General features: G+C 60.0%; 20 protein-coding genes. 11 read left to right on the forward strand and 9 right to left on the reverse strand.

The genetic code is table 11. From position 1 onward, the window contains the following. Window positions 1-86: 86 nt before the first annotated feature. From rpmH to yidC, 3 genes are read left to right on the forward strand one after another with little or no spacing between them, the layout of a single operon-like run. Window positions 87-221: a 50S ribosomal protein L34 gene (rpmH, locus tag AC13QE_RS14610; protein ID WP_041677194.1), complete on the forward strand. Its 135-nt coding sequence runs from the start codon at window positions 87-89 to the stop codon at window positions 219-221. Window positions 222-246: 25 nt separating this feature from the next. Then, window positions 247-648: a ribonuclease P protein component gene (rnpA, locus tag AC13QE_RS14615; RefSeq protein WP_015338668.1), complete on the forward strand. Its 402-nt coding sequence runs from the start codon at window positions 247-249 to the stop codon at window positions 646-648. Then, window positions 648-2,450 (forward strand): membrane protein insertase YidC, encoded by a 1,803-nt coding sequence (yidC, locus tag AC13QE_RS14620; protein ID WP_488484206.1) that lies wholly within the window; start codon window positions 648-650, stop codon window positions 2,448-2,450. The genes rnpA and yidC overlap by 1 nt, the downstream gene beginning before the upstream one ends. Before the next feature lie 90 nt (window positions 2,451-2,540). On the opposite strand, the gene arsK is transcribed toward yidC, so the two are convergent. The 4 genes from arsK to AC13QE_RS14640 are packed head-to-tail and all read right to left on the reverse strand — an operon-like array spanning window position 2,541 to window position 5,217. Next, entirely contained in the window at window positions 2,541-3,752 is a 1,212-nt protein-coding gene (gene arsK / locus AC13QE_RS14625) for an arsenite efflux MFS transporter ArsK (protein WP_488484207.1), read from the reverse strand. Further along, window positions 3,709-4,137, reverse strand: a complete 429-nt coding sequence (gene arsC / locus AC13QE_RS14630; protein WP_488484208.1) for an arsenate reductase (glutaredoxin) — start codon at window positions 4,135-4,137, stop codon at window positions 3,709-3,711. The genes arsK and arsC overlap by 44 nt, the downstream gene beginning before the upstream one ends. Then, a complete protein-coding gene (locus tag AC13QE_RS14635; protein ID WP_488484209.1) occupies window positions 4,134-4,835 on the reverse strand; it encodes an aquaporin in 702 nt (233 codons plus the stop codon). Before AC13QE_RS14635 ends, arsC begins: the two co-directional genes overlap by 4 nt. Before the next feature lie 25 nt (window positions 4,836-4,860). Further along, entirely contained in the window at window positions 4,861-5,217 is a 357-nt protein-coding gene (locus AC13QE_RS14640; protein ID WP_488484210.1) for an ArsR/SmtB family transcription factor, read from the reverse strand. Window positions 5,218-5,259: 42 nt separating this feature from the next. Here AC13QE_RS14640 and AC13QE_RS14645 point away from each other — a divergent pair, with 42 nt between their 5' ends. Together AC13QE_RS14645 and yihA are read left to right on the forward strand one after the other, a co-directional pair. Further along, the gene (locus AC13QE_RS14645) at window positions 5,260-5,772 is read left to right on the forward strand and encodes a DUF6428 family protein (RefSeq protein ID WP_488484211.1); all 513 of its coding nucleotides are present in this window, start codon (window positions 5,260-5,262) and stop codon (window positions 5,770-5,772) included. 122 nt (window positions 5,773-5,894) lie between these two features. Beyond that, window positions 5,895-6,554: a ribosome biogenesis GTP-binding protein YihA/YsxC gene (gene yihA / locus AC13QE_RS14650; protein ID WP_488484212.1), complete on the forward strand. Its 660-nt coding sequence runs from the start codon at window positions 5,895-5,897 to the stop codon at window positions 6,552-6,554. Window positions 6,555-6,628: 74 nt separating this feature from the next. Here yihA and AC13QE_RS14655 read toward each other — a convergent pair whose 3' ends face one another. The 3 genes from AC13QE_RS14655 to AC13QE_RS14665 all read right to left on the reverse strand — a co-directional run bounded on the left by AC13QE_RS14655 (window position 6,629) and on the right by AC13QE_RS14665 (window position 8,545). Continuing rightward, entirely contained in the window at window positions 6,629-7,186 is a 558-nt protein-coding gene (locus tag AC13QE_RS14655) for a fasciclin domain-containing protein (protein WP_488484213.1), read from the reverse strand. A 109-nt stretch (window positions 7,187-7,295) separates the two neighbouring features. After that, window positions 7,296-8,009, reverse strand: coding sequence for an anti-sigma factor (locus AC13QE_RS14660; RefSeq protein WP_112336646.1), 714 nt, complete (start codon window positions 8,007-8,009; stop codon window positions 7,296-7,298). Then, window positions 8,006-8,545, reverse strand: a complete 540-nt coding sequence (locus tag AC13QE_RS14665) for a sigma-70 family RNA polymerase sigma factor (RefSeq protein ID WP_132715708.1) — start codon at window positions 8,543-8,545, stop codon at window positions 8,006-8,008. The genes AC13QE_RS14660 and AC13QE_RS14665 overlap by 4 nt, the downstream gene beginning before the upstream one ends. A gap of 285 nt (window positions 8,546-8,830) precedes the next feature. On the opposite strand from AC13QE_RS14665, the gene argB reads away from it, so the two are divergent. Beyond that, a complete protein-coding gene (gene argB / locus AC13QE_RS14670; protein WP_015338657.1) occupies window positions 8,831-9,718 on the forward strand; it encodes an acetylglutamate kinase in 888 nt (295 codons plus the stop codon). Window positions 9,719-9,785: 67 nt separating this feature from the next. Here the strand turns inward: argB and AC13QE_RS14675 are convergent, their stop codons facing one another. Next, window positions 9,786-10,556, reverse strand: a complete 771-nt coding sequence (locus AC13QE_RS14675) for an isocitrate lyase/PEP mutase family protein (RefSeq protein ID WP_132715707.1) — start codon at window positions 10,554-10,556, stop codon at window positions 9,786-9,788. 216 nt (window positions 10,557-10,772) lie between these two features. On the opposite strand from AC13QE_RS14675, the gene AC13QE_RS14680 reads away from it, so the two are divergent. Together AC13QE_RS14680 and AC13QE_RS14685 are read left to right on the forward strand one after the other, a co-directional pair. Beyond that, the gene (locus AC13QE_RS14680) at window positions 10,773-11,477 is read left to right on the forward strand and encodes a pyrimidine 5'-nucleotidase (protein WP_132715706.1); all 705 of its coding nucleotides are present in this window, start codon (window positions 10,773-10,775) and stop codon (window positions 11,475-11,477) included. Between the two features lie 173 nt (window positions 11,478-11,650). Beyond that, window positions 11,651-12,334, forward strand: coding sequence for an EF-hand domain-containing protein (locus AC13QE_RS14685; protein WP_488484214.1), 684 nt, complete (start codon window positions 11,651-11,653; stop codon window positions 12,332-12,334). A gap of 74 nt (window positions 12,335-12,408) precedes the next feature. On the opposite strand, the gene AC13QE_RS14690 is transcribed toward AC13QE_RS14685, so the two are convergent. Further along, the gene (locus AC13QE_RS14690) at window positions 12,409-13,281 is read right to left on the reverse strand and encodes an LOG family protein (protein WP_488484215.1); all 873 of its coding nucleotides are present in this window, start codon (window positions 13,279-13,281) and stop codon (window positions 12,409-12,411) included. 215 nt (window positions 13,282-13,496) lie between these two features. On the opposite strand from AC13QE_RS14690, the gene dapD reads away from it, so the two are divergent. From dapD to AC13QE_RS14705, 3 genes are all read left to right on the forward strand, one after another. Then, entirely contained in the window at window positions 13,497-14,354 is an 858-nt protein-coding gene (dapD, locus tag AC13QE_RS14695) for a 2,3,4,5-tetrahydropyridine-2,6-dicarboxylate N-succinyltransferase (protein ID WP_069611177.1), read from the forward strand. A 158-nt stretch (window positions 14,355-14,512) separates the two neighbouring features. Beyond that, window positions 14,513-15,706, forward strand: a complete 1,194-nt coding sequence (gene dapE, locus AC13QE_RS14700) for a succinyl-diaminopimelate desuccinylase (RefSeq protein WP_488484216.1) — start codon at window positions 14,513-14,515, stop codon at window positions 15,704-15,706. Continuing rightward, window positions 15,693-16,292 carry a hypothetical protein gene (locus AC13QE_RS14705; RefSeq protein ID WP_488484217.1) on the forward strand — a complete coding sequence of 200 codons (600 nt, stop codon included), beginning with the start codon at window positions 15,693-15,695 and terminating at the stop codon, window positions 16,290-16,292. The genes dapE and AC13QE_RS14705 overlap by 14 nt, the downstream gene beginning before the upstream one ends. Window positions 16,293-16,294 lie beyond the last annotated feature (2 nt).

The raw sequence follows: 16,294 nt of genomic DNA on the forward strand, positions 1-16,294 counted from the left end.
GGGCCAAGTCCGTTCGCCATAATCAACAACGCTCCTTGCTGTAAAGCAAAGCTCAAGAAGGGCCGCACTCCGCGGTGTTTAAATAAATGAAGCGTACCTACCAACCATCCAAGCTTGTCCGCAAGCGTCGCCACGGCTTCCGTGCGCGCATGGCCACCAAGGGCGGCCGTGCGGTTCTTTCCGCTCGCCGTAACCGCGGCCGCAAGCGTCTTTCGGCCTAAGGGCCGAAGTGCCCGATAATCCAGGATGGCGGGCAAATTGACGAATGAACGACCAAAAAAGACTGTCGGGCGGCTGAAAAGCCGGCCGCAGTTTCTTGCAGTCCGCGAAGGCGAGAAGCGCAGAGGCAGCTTCTTCCTCATCGAAATGCTGGACCGCAAGACCGCCGACGCCGAACCCCGCGTCGGTTTTACCGTTACCAAAAAACATGGCAACGCGGTGGAGCGCAACCGCATGCGGCGCAGGCTGAAAGAAGCCGTGCGGCTTCACGCCGGATTTGCAATGCAGCCCGGACACGACTATGTGGTTGTCGCGCGACGCGAGGTGCTGACCGCGCCTTTCGAAAAACTGGCGAGCGAACTCGTAAGCCGCATCGAAACCAGGCCGAAACACCGGCGGTCGGAAAAGGACCGCTCCAGGAAAGTATGATGGAAAACAACCGCAATTACTTCATTGCAATTGCACTGTCTGTGCTGATTGTTCTCGGCTGGCAGTTTTTCTATATGAACCCACGCCTCGAAGCGCAGCGTCAGGCCGAGCAGGCCGCCAAGCAGCATCAGCAGGCGCAGCAGGCCCAGACGACGCAGCCAGCTCCCGCGGGCACTGCGGTCAACGGTTCGCTGCCCGCAGGTGGCCAGACGGCGCCGACGGTTCTCACCCTCGAGCAGTCCGTGGCCAAGACCGCTTCGTCGCGCGTCACCATCGACACGCCCGCGCTTGCCGGCTCCATCAACCTGGAAGGCGCCCGCTTCGACGACCTCCAGCTCAAGGCCTACCACGAGACCGTCAGCAAGAGCAGCCCGATCATCACGCTTTTCAGCCCGGCGGACACCAAGGACGGCTATTTTACCGAACTCGGCTATGTCGGCAGCGACGCGACGGGCGCAGTCCCCGGCCCCTCGACCGTGTGGAAGCTTACCAGCGGCGACAAGCTGACCGACAAGACGCCGGTGACGCTTTCCTACACCAATGACAAGGGCATCACCTTCAGCCGGACGATCTCCGTCGATGATCGCTACATGTTCACGATCACAGACAAGATCGCCAACGCCAGCCAGGCTCCAGTTTCTCTGTCGAGCTACGGCCGCGTCACGCGCTACAACAAGCCCGAGACGCCGTCGGCTTACGTTCTGCACGAAGGCTTTATCGGTGTCATCGGCGATGATGGTTTGATCGAAACCAAATACGCCTCGACCGAAAAGGAAGCCACGACGCCCGCCAAGGCGACCGGCGGCTGGCTCGGCATGACGGACAAGTACTGGGCTGCGACCATCGTGCCGCCGCAGGCGACAGCCTATGACGCCCGCTTCTCGCACTTTACCGATGGCACTCCGCGCTATCAGGCCGATTACAAGCAGGATGCGGTCACCATCGCTCCCGGCCAGTCGCAGGATCTGAAGAACCTGGTCTTCGCCGGCGCCAAGGAAGTCCCGGTCATCGACCGCTATGAGACCAGCTACTCGATCCCGCGCTTCGACCGCCTGATTGACTGGGGCTGGTTCTATTTCATCACCAAGCCGATGTTCAAGCTGATGGATTTCTTCTTCCGCTACTTCGGCAATTTCGGCGTCGCCATCCTCTGCACCACCATCGTCGTCAAGGCGCTCTTCTTCCCGCTCGCCAGCCGGCAATATGCCTCCATGGCGAATATGAAGCGCGTGCAGCCGAAGATGGAGGAGCTGAAGGCCAAGTTCGGCGACGACCGCATGGCCCTGCAGCAGGCGACCATGCAGCTTTACAAGGAAGAGAAGATCAATCCGATCGCGGGCTGCTGGCCAGTGCTTCTGCAGATCCCGATCTTCTTCTCGCTCTACAAGGTGATCTACATCACCATCGAGATGCGCCATGCGCCGTTCTTCGGCTGGATTCAGGACCTTTCCGCGCCGGATCCGACCTCGATCGTCAACCTTTTCGGCCTGCTGCCGTTTGCGGCTCCCACCTTCCTGCATCTCGGCGTCTGGCCGCTGATCATGGGTGTCACCATGTTCTTCCAGATGCGCATGAACCCGACGCCGCCGGACCCGACCCAGGCGATGATCTTCAACTGGATGCCGCTGGTGTTCATGTTCATGCTGGCAAGCTTCCCGGCCGGCCTCGTGATCTACTGGGCCTGGAACAACACGCTCTCGGTCATCCAGCAGTCGATCATCATGAAGCGCCATGGCGTGAAGGTGGAACTCTTCGACAATCTGAAGGGCCTCTTCAAACGAAAACCGGCGCCATCGAAATGACGACAAAGCCCTGCTTCGGCAGGGCTTTTTCTTTTGTGGCGACAGGTGCCATCGGCGCGAACTCCGGCACCGATGTACCGCCAATAACGGTCATCGCAATGCTGCGATGGAAGATAGAGCAGCGATGGAAAGCCCACCCAGAGCGGCCGCGATGGCGAGTGACGGCGTGATGCCGATATTCTGCATCGCGAAGGCTAGGACGAACGGGGCGAGAGCTGAAAGGATCAGCCGTGCCGCCATCATCTTCCCCTGTAGCTTTCCGTAGCCATCGCTGCCGAAAAGATGCAGAGGCAGCGTGCCGGTGACGATGCTGAGGAGGCCGTTGCCCATGCCGAAGATCATCGCGAAGGCCATGGCGCCGAGTACGGAGGGAGCAGAAAGCACAAGCACCAGCACTCCGCCCGGGATCAGCATCGAGGCGATCACGGCCAGATGGAGTGCGGGCAGGTTCTTGCCGAACACCATGTTGATGAGGCGGCTGCCGACCTGCGACGGGCCGAAGAGTGTCCCCACGAGAGCGGCGGTCGCGCCGAGGCCGAGACCAGACAGCAGCGGCACCAGATGCACCAGAATGGCCGAACTGACGAGCGACATCAGCGAAAAACCCGTAACCATGATCGCAAAGCCGAGGCGACGGCGGGCAGGTGGCAATACCCCCTCGACGCGCGTAGCGACGGTCGATGCCTTCGCGCCCTGCGTGGATCCCTGACGCGACAACCATGCGTGGATTGGCAGGCAGATACAGAGGTTGAGGGCGGCGAAAACCAGATAGACGTTCTGCCAGGCGAGATGCGCATGGAGCGCCGTGGTTGTCGGCCAGAAGATTGTCGAGGCGAACCCGGCAATCAGCGTCAGATAGGTTATGCTGCGGGAAGCGACCTGTGGTCGGATTTGCACGAGCAGCGCAAAGGCCGCGCCATACTGGACCAGATTGGCGGCAACCTCGATCGCAATGAGTGCGACGACGTAGACCGCCTTGTTAGGCGCTAGGGCGCAAGCGGCCAGAGCTGCGGCTGCCACGAAGGAGCCGATCGTCATCACCCGTGCGGCACCGATCCTGTCGAACAGCACGCCCAGCCACGGCGCGGTAAGGCCGCCTGCCAGAAGCGCGACCGACAGTGCGCCAAAGACCCATTCGCTCGACCATGCGAACTGCATGGCCATATCGGGCGCAAGGATGCTGAAGCTATAATAGAGGGTGCCGTACCCGATGATCTGCGTGATGCCGAGCGCAAACACGGCATGAAGCGGCACGCGTTCAGACAAGGCGCTTGCCGTCGGCGTCGAGAACCAGCTCGCCATCTTCCTTGGTGAACGGGCCTTTATGCGTATCGGGCAGGATATCCAGGACAACTTCTGAAGGCCGGGCCAGACGCGTACCCATGGGCGTAACGACGAACGGGCGGTTGATCAGAATCGGATCCTTCAACATGGCATCGAGCAACTGGGCATCGGTTAGATCCTGGTTATCGAGGCCGAGCTCGGCATAGGGTGTGCCCTTTTCGCGGATCGCCTGCCTGATGGTCAAACCCGCATCGGCAATCATCTTGATGAGATCATCGCGGCTTGGCGGATCTCTCAAATATTCGATGACGGTCGGCTCGATGCCCGCATTGCGGATCATCGCCAGCGTGTTGCGCGAGGTGCCGCAGTCGGGATTGTGGTAGATCGTAACATCCATGGTCATGGGACGGTTTCCGTTTCAGCGAGAGTTTGAGGATTGCGGGCATCCATCAGCAGCCAGTTCGCAAGCGTCAGTGCCAGCAATGCGCCGAGGATTTCCGCGACGATAAAACCCGGCAGATCGACAGGACGGATGCCGGCGAAGGTGTTCGTCAGCGAGCGAGCGATTGCGACAGCCGGATTGGCGAAAGAAGTGGAAGCGGTAAACCAGTATGCAGCCGTGATGTAGAGGCCGACCAGCCATGGCACGGCGTCGGCGCGAAACCGCAGGCCGGAGAGGATGACGAAGACGAGGCCGAAGGTGGCCGTCACCTCGGCCAGCCATTGCGCGCCGCCACTGCGGATGGTTGTCGAGGCCTGCAGCAACGGCAGTTCGAACATGGCATGCGCGAGGATCGTCCCCGCAATCCCGCCAAGGATCTGGGCGACGACATAGCCCAAAGCCGACATCGCGGTCAGCTCGCGGCGTATCGCAAAGACGAGCGATACCACCGGGTTGAAGTGAGCGCCGGATATCGGACGGAGGACGATGATCAGCACGACGAGGATCGCGCCCGTGGGCAGCGTATTGGCGAGCAGCGCAAGCGCCGTATCGCTCGTCAGCCTGTCCGCCATGATTCCCGAACCGACGACCGTCGCGACCAGAAGGCCCGCGCCCAAGGCCTCCGAGACAAGGCGGCGCGAAAGCGGAAAAGATGTCACGGCTTCGGACCTCAGATCAGCATATTCATGGAACATTACCCGCCGCAGCTGGTACACAGCAGGCAGCGACTTGCGCCGCCGGCGCGCAGACCTCCGGATGCCCCGCACAGCAGTCTTCCATCAGGAAGCGGACGAGACCTCCGAGCACATCGTAATTGGCGGTGTAGACGATAGAGCGGGATTCCCGCTGCTGGCCAATGAGGCCGGCCCGATCCAGTTCCTTCAGATGGAACGAAACATTCGAGGGCGATACCTCGAGCTTCTCTGCAATCATGCCCGCAGCCATCCCATCAGGACCGGCAACGACCAGCATGCGGACGATCTGCAGGCGGGTCTCCTGAGAGAGTGCGCCGAACGAAGCGAGGGCTTGACCTTCATCCATATTTCAACAATCCTTGAAATGTTGAAATATGGAGTACATCAAATGAATGCGATCGACAAGAGCCTGCCTTCGGATATCAACCTCGGCCTTCTGCTTGAGACTTTGGCCGTTGCCGGCGATCTGCCCCTTGTATTCCGCTATGACGGTCGGCCGGTGAGGCCGGGCTATCACGTCACAGAAGTTAAGGCCGGGCAGTTTTCGGCACTGGACTGCGGGGCCAACCCGGAAGCATGGGCTGAGATTTTCGTGCAGCTTTGGGATATCGAGGAAGGCAACCGCACGCATATGCCGGCGGGCAAATTCGCCGCTATCATCCGCAAAGTTTCCGAGCACGTGCAGCTCGACGGCTCCGCGAGGCTGACCTTTGAGGTGAGCGACGGGTTGCAGCCGATGCAGCTCTACTGCGCATCAACTCCTGTTATCGGCGACGATGCCGTCTATGTCGAGCTCATTGCCCGCGCAGCCAGCTGCAAACCACGTGACCGGTGGCTGGCAGAACAGACCCAAGCGGCAACCTGCTGTGGATCAGCGAATGCTGCCAAGTGCTGTGGCTAGTCATTACCGGCTCCTTGGCCGACACCGAAGCTCGGCGGCACGAAGCCAAATGCCGATCCAAACTTGACTTTCGCGGACAAAAGCTTGAAGCCAATCCACGAAACCAAGCAAAGATCGAGAGAATGGCAGACCAGACGACCAAAGACGACAAGCCGCTTTTCGGGCGCCCGTGGATTTTCATTCGCGGCGTGCCGTCGATGAAATTTCTGCCACCGGAAGGGCCGCCGGAAATCGCCTTTGCCGGCCGCTCCAACGTCGGCAAGTCGTCGCTGATCAATGCTCTGGTCGGGCATAAGGGACTGGCGCGCACGTCGAATACGCCCGGACGTACACAGGAGCTCAACTATTTCGTTCCCGACGGCTTTTCCGGCGAGGCTGGCGACCTGCCGCCGATGGCTCTGGTTGACATGCCCGGCTACGGCTATGCCGAAGCACCGAAGGATCAGGTCGATGCCTGGACGAAGCTGGTCTTCGACTATCTGCGCGGGCGCACGACGCTGAAGCGCGTCTATGTGTTGATCGACAGCCGCCACGCTATCAAGAAGAACGATGCGGAGGTTCTGGACCTTCTCGACAAGGCCGCCGTTTCCTATCAGATCGTGCTGACCAAGACCGACAAGATCAAGGAGGCGGGCATACCGAAGCTGCTCGCTGATACCGCCGAAAAAATCCGCAAGCGCCCGGCCGCCTATCCCGGCATTCTTGCGACGTCTTCGGAAAAGGGCCTTGGACTTCAGGAATTGCGCGAAGCCATTGGCCTAACGGTCGGCATCCAGGTTTGAAGACCGCATCGATACAATGAGACCGCCGCCCCTGACCTCGTATCAGGAGACGACGGCCGTGTTGCCGATGAGGATCACATCTTCGGCAACAACACCTTGTCGACGACATGGATTACGCCGTTCGACTGCTTGACGTCGGCGATGGTGATGTGAGCGGCGCCGCCCGCTTCGTCGGTCAGCGTCAGCTTGTCGCCCTTGGCCATAGCCTTGATCGTGCAGCCGCCGACGGTCTTCAGATCGTATTCCCCGCCTTTGCTCTTTGCCCATTTCTGGATGGCGGCCGCCATGTCATCACCAGCCACGACATGGCAGGTCAGGATCTTGACCAGCTTCTCCTTGTTCTCGGGCTTCAGCAACGTTTCGACGGTGCCCGCCGGCAGCTGCTTGAACGCTTCATTCGTCGGTGCGAAGACGGTGAACGGGCCTTTACCCTCAAGCGTGTCAACGAGACCGGCCGCCTTCACGGCTGCGACCAGAGTCGTGTGGTCCTTGGAGTTCACGGCATTCTGGATGATGTTCTTGCTGGCATACATTGCAGCACCACCGACCATCGGGTCCTTGGCGTAGGCAAGGCTGCTCGCAACGGACAACATTGCGGCTGCGGCAGCAATGCGAAATACGGTCTTGATCATAACGTCTCCTCTTCCTCTCTATTGCCCCGATCGGGCGGGGTCGGAAGAAGATACGGAGCACGCTTTCAAACAGTTTCAGCTTGGATCGCTTTTCGCGAGCGGAAATTCGTCAGGGCAAATGGATCGTGCCGGAAGCGACCACATCGCCCGTCGGCTTGCCGGTCGGCGAACCGCCAAAGGGTTCGACGCTGACGGCGATGATTGCGCCCTCCGTCAATTTACTGTGAAGCTCCGGCGGGAGGACGATTTCACCATCGCCACCCTGCGGCAGAACGCCAAGCGCCTCGGCGGGATCGCTGCCACGAATCAGCCAGAGCTCCAGCGACTTTTCTTCGGGTTTGCCCGCAGCCACCGGCGTCACCTTCAAACGCCCATTGGCAACGTCGTAATTGGCGAGGAGCGTGATAGGGCTATTCTGACCGGAAAGCGATGCCGTCAATTGCTTGCCCGATGTTCCGCGCAGAGCACCTTCATTGGTTATGGCAAAGACGAGAACGCCGGCCGCCAAGAACAGCGAACCGAAGGCCATCGAGCGCCAGACCAAAAGGGAGTTCCAGAGCTGGGCACCGAATGCCACGTCACCGAAAATCCGCTTCTCGATCTTCGGATAGACCGAAGAAGACGGCGTCACCGTTTCATATTCCTCATTGAATTCCGAGAGGTTCTGTTCCCAGCGGCTGACGATGGCGGCAAACTGGCGGTCGCTGCGCATCCGGCGCTCGACCTTCTGTCGATCCTCCAGGGAGAGCACGCCAAGCACATATTCTCCGGCCAGGACTTCATCGCGGGAGCGGCCTCCCTTGCTTTGATCGGGCGTACTCATCGGTCCATGCACTCTCTCAGTCTGATCAGGCTTCGACGCAGCCAGGTGCGCATCGTGTTCAATGGTACAGCGTGTTGGTCGGCGAGCTCCTGGTAGCTCAAGCCCTCGACATAGGCGCTGCGGACCGCCCGCGCGCGATCAGCTTCCAACTCTTCCATGCACCTGTCAATCCGCCTTCCCTCCCCCTTCACGATTGCTTGCTCTTCGGGGCCGGGTTCCAGGTCGGCGAGATCGTAGGCGCTGTCTATTTCATCGGCTACCGGCTTGCGAGCACGCACGAAATCGATGGCTCGATTGCGCGCTATTGCCGTCAGCCAGGGCATCGCGGGCCCTTCCGTAACAGCAAATTGTTCGGCTCGCTGCCAGACCTTGATATAGACCTCCTGCAAAACCTCTTCCGCATCCGTTTTGTTGCCGACGATACGCAGGCAAACACCGAGAAGTTTCGGGCTGGTACGCTTGTAGAGCGCGGCAAAGGCTTTCTGATCGCGCATGGCGACGCGGCCGATCAGCGCTTCCGTCTCCTCGCTCGCCATCCAAATCCCCAGGGTGCGACGCCTGCACCATCTTTAGAAGAAAACTTCGCTTCGGCAAACGTGTCCGCACCATCAATTTCCGCGACGCTAATGTGACATAGCGTCAATGAAAGCACAGCGCGCTCTTTCAGATCGGCATTCGCGCTTTAGATCTTTGATTTCGCGTGTGCGATTGCGGCAAAACCGCTGCGCACTTTCGCGCGACATGTTTTATTGGCGAGATCATTATTCCCTCTGTCAAAAACTTGAGATAAAAGGCCCGCGAACAATTTCGAAGGGTGCACCATGTCCGAAGCCCAAAGCGAACTCCAAGCCAACCTGCTCGCACAGGCGCTGCCCTATATGCAGCGTTACGAAAACAAGACCATCGTCGTGAAATACGGTGGCCATGCCATGGGCAATGTCGAGCTTGGCAAGGCCTTTGCAGCCGATATCGCGCTCCTGAAGCAGTCCGGCGTCAACCCGATCGTCGTCCACGGCGGCGGCCCGCAGATCGGCGCCATGCTGACGAAGATGGGTATTGAATCGAAGTTCGAAGGCGGCTTGCGCGTCACCGACCAGAAGACGGTCGAGATCGTCGAAATGGTGCTCGCCGGCTCGATCAACAAGGAAATCGTCGCGCTGATCAACCAGACCGGCGAATGGGCGATCGGCCTTTGCGGCAAGGACGGCAACATGGTTTTTGCCGAAAAGGCGCGCAAGACCATCAAAGACCCGGACTCCAACATCGAGCGCGTGCTCGATCTCGGCTTCGTCGGCGAAGTGGTCGAAGTCGACCGTACGCTGCTCGACCTGCTTGCCAAGTCCGAGATGATCCCGGTCATTGCCCCTGTTGCCCCCGGCCGCGACGGCGCGACCTACAACATCAATGCCGATACCTTTGCCGGCGCGATCGCCGGTGCGCTCAGTGCCACGCGCCTGCTTTTCCTCACGGACGTCCCGGGCGTCCTCGACAAGCAGGGTCAGCTCATCAAGGAATTGTCCGTCGCCCAGGCCCATGCCTTGATCGCCGACGGCACGATTTCCGGCGGCATGATCCCGAAGGTCGAGACCTGCATCGACGCCATCAAGGCCGGCGTTCAGGGCGTCGTCATCCTCAACGGCAAGACGGCCCATTCCGTGCTGCTCGAAATCTTCACGGAGCGTGGCGCGGGCACGCTGATCGTTCCGTAAATCAGCCTAGCCTGCAATGTCTCAAAGGTGCTTCGCAAATGTTGATTGCGAAGCGCTGGCAGGTCCGTCAGGACGGCCGATAGATCGCTTCGGCCTCGCTTTTCAGCATTCCCATGACCGAGCGGTAGGGAGCCGGCCCATAGCTGATGCGGCTGACGCCGAGCTTTGCCATGGTCTCATTGTCCGGGGTCGTTGGGCGCACCATGATGTTAACCGGCAGTGGCGAACGTTCGCAAAGGGCGCCAATCAGATCCGGTTCGACCAGGCCCGGTGCAAAGAAGCCGCTGGCGCCAGCCTCGGCAAAAGCATCGGCGCGCTGAAAGGCGTCATCCAGCAGGAGCTGATGATGCGCCGTATCGCTTTCCTGCAGGAAAAGATCGGTGCGGGCGTTTATGAACAAGGGTATTTCCCGGCGATCGGCCATTTCACGGATGGCGCGGATGCGTGCCGCCTGCGTTTCGATAGGATGAACACCCTGACCGCCAATCACTTGATCTTCGAAATTGATGCCGATGGCGCCGTGATCCATGATCTTTTCGACATTGGCGGCGACCTCCTCGGGTTCGATGGCATAGCCGCCCTCGAAATCGACCGACAGTGGCAACGGGCTCGTCACCGAAATCAGCCTGGCGGTCACCGCCAGCAGCGATAGCGGAATTGCCTGTCCGTCTCCGAAACCGTTGGCGGCGGCGACCGACCAACTCCCCGTTGCCAGCGCCTTGGCGCCGGCCTCCGTGACAGCCTTGGCAGAGCCAGCATCCCAAATATTGAAAAGGATCAGCGGCTCGCCCTTCTTGTGCAGCCGCGCAAATTCCAGCGCCTTTTCCACTTGACCCATCGCATCCCCTCCGAAAAGCCCAATCGGGCGATTTCCCCTCCGCGACCATAAAGAGCGTAAGCTCTCCCTCACATGGCAAATAGCGTAAAACCCCGGAAATCAATAGTAAAATCATAGCCGGCATTGAATCGCACGGCAATCTCTCCTATGGCCGGGGATGCAGCAGCATGAATATTTTCCTTCCCCCGTGCCGACCGTGCGTGCCATAAGACGGGCATGAACCAGACAAAAACGCTATCCGAACCTTCAGATTTTGCCGGCATCCGCGATTGGGTGTTCGATCTCGACAACACGCTTTATCCGCATCATGTCGATCTCTTCGCGCAGATCGACAAGAACATGACGGCTTACGTCTCGACACTGCTGCAGATGGAGCGTGAAGACGCCCGCAAGCTGCAGAAGCAATATTATCTCGAGCACGGCACGACCCTGCAGGGATTGATGATCCATCATGGCATCGACCCCAACGATTTCCTGGAAAAGGCGCATGCGATCGACTATTCGGCGCTGACGCCGCAGCCGGAGCTCGCCGCCGCCATCAAGGCGTTGCCGGGACGCAAGTTCATCTTCACCAACGGCAGCGTCAAACACGCCCAGGCGACGGCCGGCGCACTCGGCATTCTCGACGGCTTCGACGACATTTTCGATATCGTCGCTGCCGACTACGTGCCGAAGCCTGCCGGCAGCACCTATGACAAGTTCATGAGCCTCCATCGCGTCGATACGAAGAAGGCGGTCATGTTCGAGGACCTGCCGCGCAATCTCACCGTGCCCAAGGCGCTCGGCATGAAGACCGTGCTTCTCGTACCGCAAAATCTCGAGACGACGATCGTCGAATGGTGGGAACGAACGACCGGCGAAGATGACCACATCGACTACGTGACGGACGACCTCACCGCTTTCCTGAAGGCGCTGGTTTAACTGTTCATTTGAGCACTTCCAGGAAAAGTGCGCAGCGGTTTTCCGTTCGGAATGCGGAAACATACGCCCAAGGCGGGGTTACGAAAGTTTCATGCGCCTTACAGAGGTTTAATTGGCCGTTTTTGACCGCCAACCGTATCGTTTGCCCATTCCTCGACACGAAAGGAAAAGCGATGAACGGGAAAAAACTTCTTCTGGCCGGACTTTCTGCAACCCTGCTTCTCGGCGGCGCCGCACAGGTGGCGCTCGCCGCTTCGCATGATAGCGACCGTGGGGACAGACATCATCATCACGGCCGCTGGCACAGACCGCATATTTCGCCCGAAGTCCTTTACGTGCGCATGCTGAAGGAATTCGGCAATCCGGGTGACACAAAGCTCACCAAGGATGAGGTCAAGGCAGGCGTCGACAAGATCTTCGACCAGATCGACGTCAACCACGACGGTGAAATCACCCCCGGCGAATATCGCGCCTACCGCCAGGAGCAGATGAAGCAGTGGCGGGCCGAACACGCCAAGGCCGATGGCGATCAGGCTCAAAACGGCCAGGCGCAAGGCGGCGACCAGGCACAAAGCAATCAGGCGGGGGGTAATCAGGCCCCAGACAACCAGGCGCCGGCCGACCAAGCTCAAAACGACAATGACAACGACAAGGGCGGCGAAGGCCATCGCCATCACGGACCACATGGCCGCTTCATGCATGAAGCGATGATCTTCCGCTTTGCCGATACCGATCAAAGCGGACAGATCAGCAAGAAAGAGGCCGAAGACGCCATGAACAAGCTCTTCGACCGGCTGGATCGCAACCACGATGGCGTTGTCAACCTTGACGACATGCCGGGCCGCCCGCTGCTCTAAGCCGATCGCTCCGCCGGCAATAAACCCATGAACAAAAGCCCGCCCTCGCCCAAGCGACGGCGGGCTTTCCGTTTTCAGTGGCCGTTATCGTGCTCGTAGAAATCGGTGACGATCTTCCAGGCTTCGTCGGCGGTATCGACAAAGCTGATGAGGTTCACATCGTCGGGCGCGATGGTGCCGAACTCGGCCAGTGCCTCGAAATTGATGATGTTGCGCCAGAATTTTTCGCCGAAGAGAATAAGCGGCAGGCGCTCCATGCGGCCGGTCTGAATGAGCGTCAGGCATTCGAACAGCTCGTCGAGCGTGCCGAAGCCGCCGGGGAACACCGCGATCGCCTTGGCGCGCACCATGAAGTGCATCTTGCGGATCGCGAAATAATGAAAATTGAAGCTGAGCTCCGGTGTCACATAGGCATTCGGCGCCTGCTCATGCGGCAGGACGATATTGAGGCCGATCGAGGGAGCCCCTTCTTCCGCCGCGCCGCGATTGCCCGCTTCCATCACGCCGGGACCGCCGCCGGTGACAACGACATATTCATGGAAGTCAAAACCGGCGGAATACCGCGAGCAAAGCCGGGCGAACTTGCGCGCCTCCTCGTAATAGACCGATGCCGCTTCGAGATTGGCGCGCTGCACCTCGTTGCGGGCGGCCCAGGCATTGGTGCCGGGGGCAGGAATGCGCGCGCCACCGAACATAACGACGGTCGATTTGATGCCGCGCTCGGTGAGCGACATTTCGGTCTTCAGCAGTTCCAGCTGCAGGCGGATCGGCCGCAGTTCCTCACGGCACAGGAAATCTTCGTCCGCATAGGCAAGCCGGTAGGACGGCGACATCGACTGCGGCGTGCGCGGCACGGATTCGGCTCGTTGCTTGTCCGCCGAGCTCGTCTTCAACGGGTCCCAAACCCCATCCTTGCGCCTCAGCCTGCCGTTCTTCCCCTTGCTCATCTATTCATGCCTTTCAAATCGATCATGACCCGCCGTTTCCGTCCGCGAACGGAAATAGCCAAGCTCTTGCATATGCCCCTACAACGCCTTGAATCCAAGCTCAATCGCCGCGGAAAAGACATTCCATTTTCGGCATGCATGCTATAGGACCAATCGACCGCTTCCGGACCTTTATCCGGAAATCACGATAGGCCCCGACGTTGTAAGGAATTCCCATGAGCGCTACCGATCTCGCCTCCCTCGAAAAGTCCATCGAGGCTGCCTTCGACAATCGCGACAATGTGAACACATCGACGCGCGGCGAAGTCCGCGATGCCGTCGAAACGGCGCTCAATCTCCTTGACAGCGGCAAGGTTCGCGTGGCCGAGCGTGGGGCCGACGGCAATTGGACCGTCAACCAGTGGCTCAAGAAAGCGGTTCTGCTCTCCTTCCGCCTCAACGACATGAAAATCGTCGAAGGCGGCTCCGGCGGCGCCACCTGGTGGGACAAGGTTCCCTCGAAATTCGAAGGCTGGGGTGAGAACCGCTTTCGCGAAGCCGGCTTCCGTGCCGTGCCGAACGCCGTCGTGCGTCATTCCGCCTATATCGCCCCCAACGCCATCCTGATGCCGTCCTTCGTCAATCTCGGCGCCTATGTCGGCGAAGGCACCATGGTCGACACCTGGGCGACCGTCGGCTCCTGCGCCCAGATCGGCAAGCATGTGCATCTTTCCGGCGGCGTCGGCATCGGCGGCGTGCTGGAGCCGATGCAGGCCGGCCCGACGATCATCGAAGACAATTGCTTCATCGGCGCCCGCTCCGAAGTCGTCGAAGGCTGCATCATTCGCGAAGGTTCCGTGCTCGGCATGGGCGTCTTCATCGGCAAGTCCACGAAGATCGTCGATCGCGCCACCGGCGAGATCACCTATGGTGAAGTTCCGCCCTACTCGGTCGTCGTCGCCGGCGCGCTGCCGAGCGGCAACACCATGGCGAACGGCCAGCCGGCCCCGAGCCTTTATTGCGCCGTCATCGTCAAGCGCGTCGACGAAAAGACCCGCTCGAAGACCGGCATCAACGAACTGCTGCGCGACTGATATCGCAAATTTCGGAAGCGCGGTTGCCATATCGCGCTTCCCGGATGCTTGCCGGCTGAGCATGCCTGTGCGATTGCTGGAATCGCGGCAAAGATTTTCGAGTCGTCACCGATCCTTTGCCATCGCTTTGCCATTTCCCGCCGGATAAGTTGCCTCCGATGACTGTTACGAATCCCATCACGAATCTGCAGACCCTGATCCGCTGCGCTTCTGTCACGCCTGCCGAGGGCGGTGCGCTGACCGCGCTTGCCGATATGCTGGCACCGCTCGGCTTCAAGGTCGAGCGCATGACGGCGAGCGAGCCGGGAACGCCCGATATCGAAAACCTCTATGCGCGGCTCGGCTCGGACGGGCCGCATCTGATGTTTGCCGGCCATACGGATGTCGTGCCGGTCGGCGATGCCGCTTCCTGGAGCCATCTCCCCTTTGCCGCCGAGATCGCCGATGGCGAACTCTTTGGCCGTGGCGCGGTCGACATGAAGGGCGGTATTGCCTGCTTCGTGGCAGCGGTTGCGCGTCATATCGAGAAGCATGGCAAGCCCGCCGGCTCGATCTCCTTCCTGATTACCGGCGACGAAGAAGGACCCGCGATCAACGGCACGGTCAAGCTGCTGCAATGGGCAGCCGAGCGCGGCGAAACATGGGATGCCTCGCTCGTCGGCGAGCCGACCAATCCCGACCGGCTCGGCGACATGATCAAGATCGGCCGCCGCGGCTCGGTCTCCGGCACCATCACCGTCCATGGGGTTCAAGGCCACGCCGCCTATCCGCACCTTGCCGATAATCCGGTGCGCAGCATCATCAAACTGACGGAAGCGCTGCTCGATCCCCCCTTTGACGCCGGCACGGACAACTTCCAGCCGTCGAACCTCGAAGTGACGACGATCGACGTCGGCAATACCGCCACCAACGTCATTCCCGCCAAGGCGACCGCTGCCTTCAACATCCGCTTCAACGACACCTGGACGGCCGACACGCTGAAGGCGGAAATCCTGGCGCGCCTGGATGCAGCCGCCGCCGACCAGACATTACGGCCCGGGCGTCCGCCGGCGAAATACGATATCGTCTGGTCGGAACGTCCGAGCCAGGTCTTCCTGACGCGCAATAATGCGCTGATCGCTTCGCTCTCCTCCGCCATCGAAAACATCACCGGTCAAAGGCCGGCGCTGTCGACCACCGGCGGCACGTCGGATGCGCGCTTCATCAAGGACTATTGCCCTGTCGTGGAATTCGGGCTTGTCGGCCAGACCATGCATATGGTCGACGAGCGCGTGGCGCTCTCGGATCTCGAAACGCTGACCGAGATCTACCAGACCTTCATCCAGCGCTGGTTCGAGAATGCCGAGCTTTAAAGAAGTCCAGTATTACCTGTCCGGCCTGTGGCTGCTGATCCGGATGGATGCGCGCGGATTCCAGTATCTGGATATTTCAGACCGCGGCATGCTGCGCTCCTTCTGGGCGATTTTCTGGAGCCTTCCCTCGATCGGCATTTCCTGGCTGTGGTGGCAGCAGGCCTATCTGCGTGCCATGCCGCCGGAAACAGCGACCGGCCTCGCCTTTTTCCTGAGGCTGGCGCTGGTCGAAGCGGCGAATTGGCTGATCCCGCCCATTCTCGCAGGCGTGCTGCTTCTGGTCTTCCGCTTCGACGATAAGTTTACGCCGATCGTCGTTACCGTAAATTGGCTGTTCGTGCCGGCAAATTATTTGAACGCACTTCTCGTTGCGATGATTGTCTTTGTCCCGGCCTCAAAAGGGTTGGCAGCGCTCCTATCGTTGGTTCTCACCATGGCGATAATCTTTTCGCTGGCGCGCATTCTGAGGATGATCTGCGGCACGCATCCGCTCTTTATCGGCACGCTGACGCTGGTGCTGCTGATCCCGACCATGCTGCTGACGGATTTCCTGCAACGCTTCCTCGGCGTCTATCCGCCGGTCTAAGG

The sequence above is a fragment of the Martinezella sp. CNPSo 3957 genome (assembly GCF_057784395.1).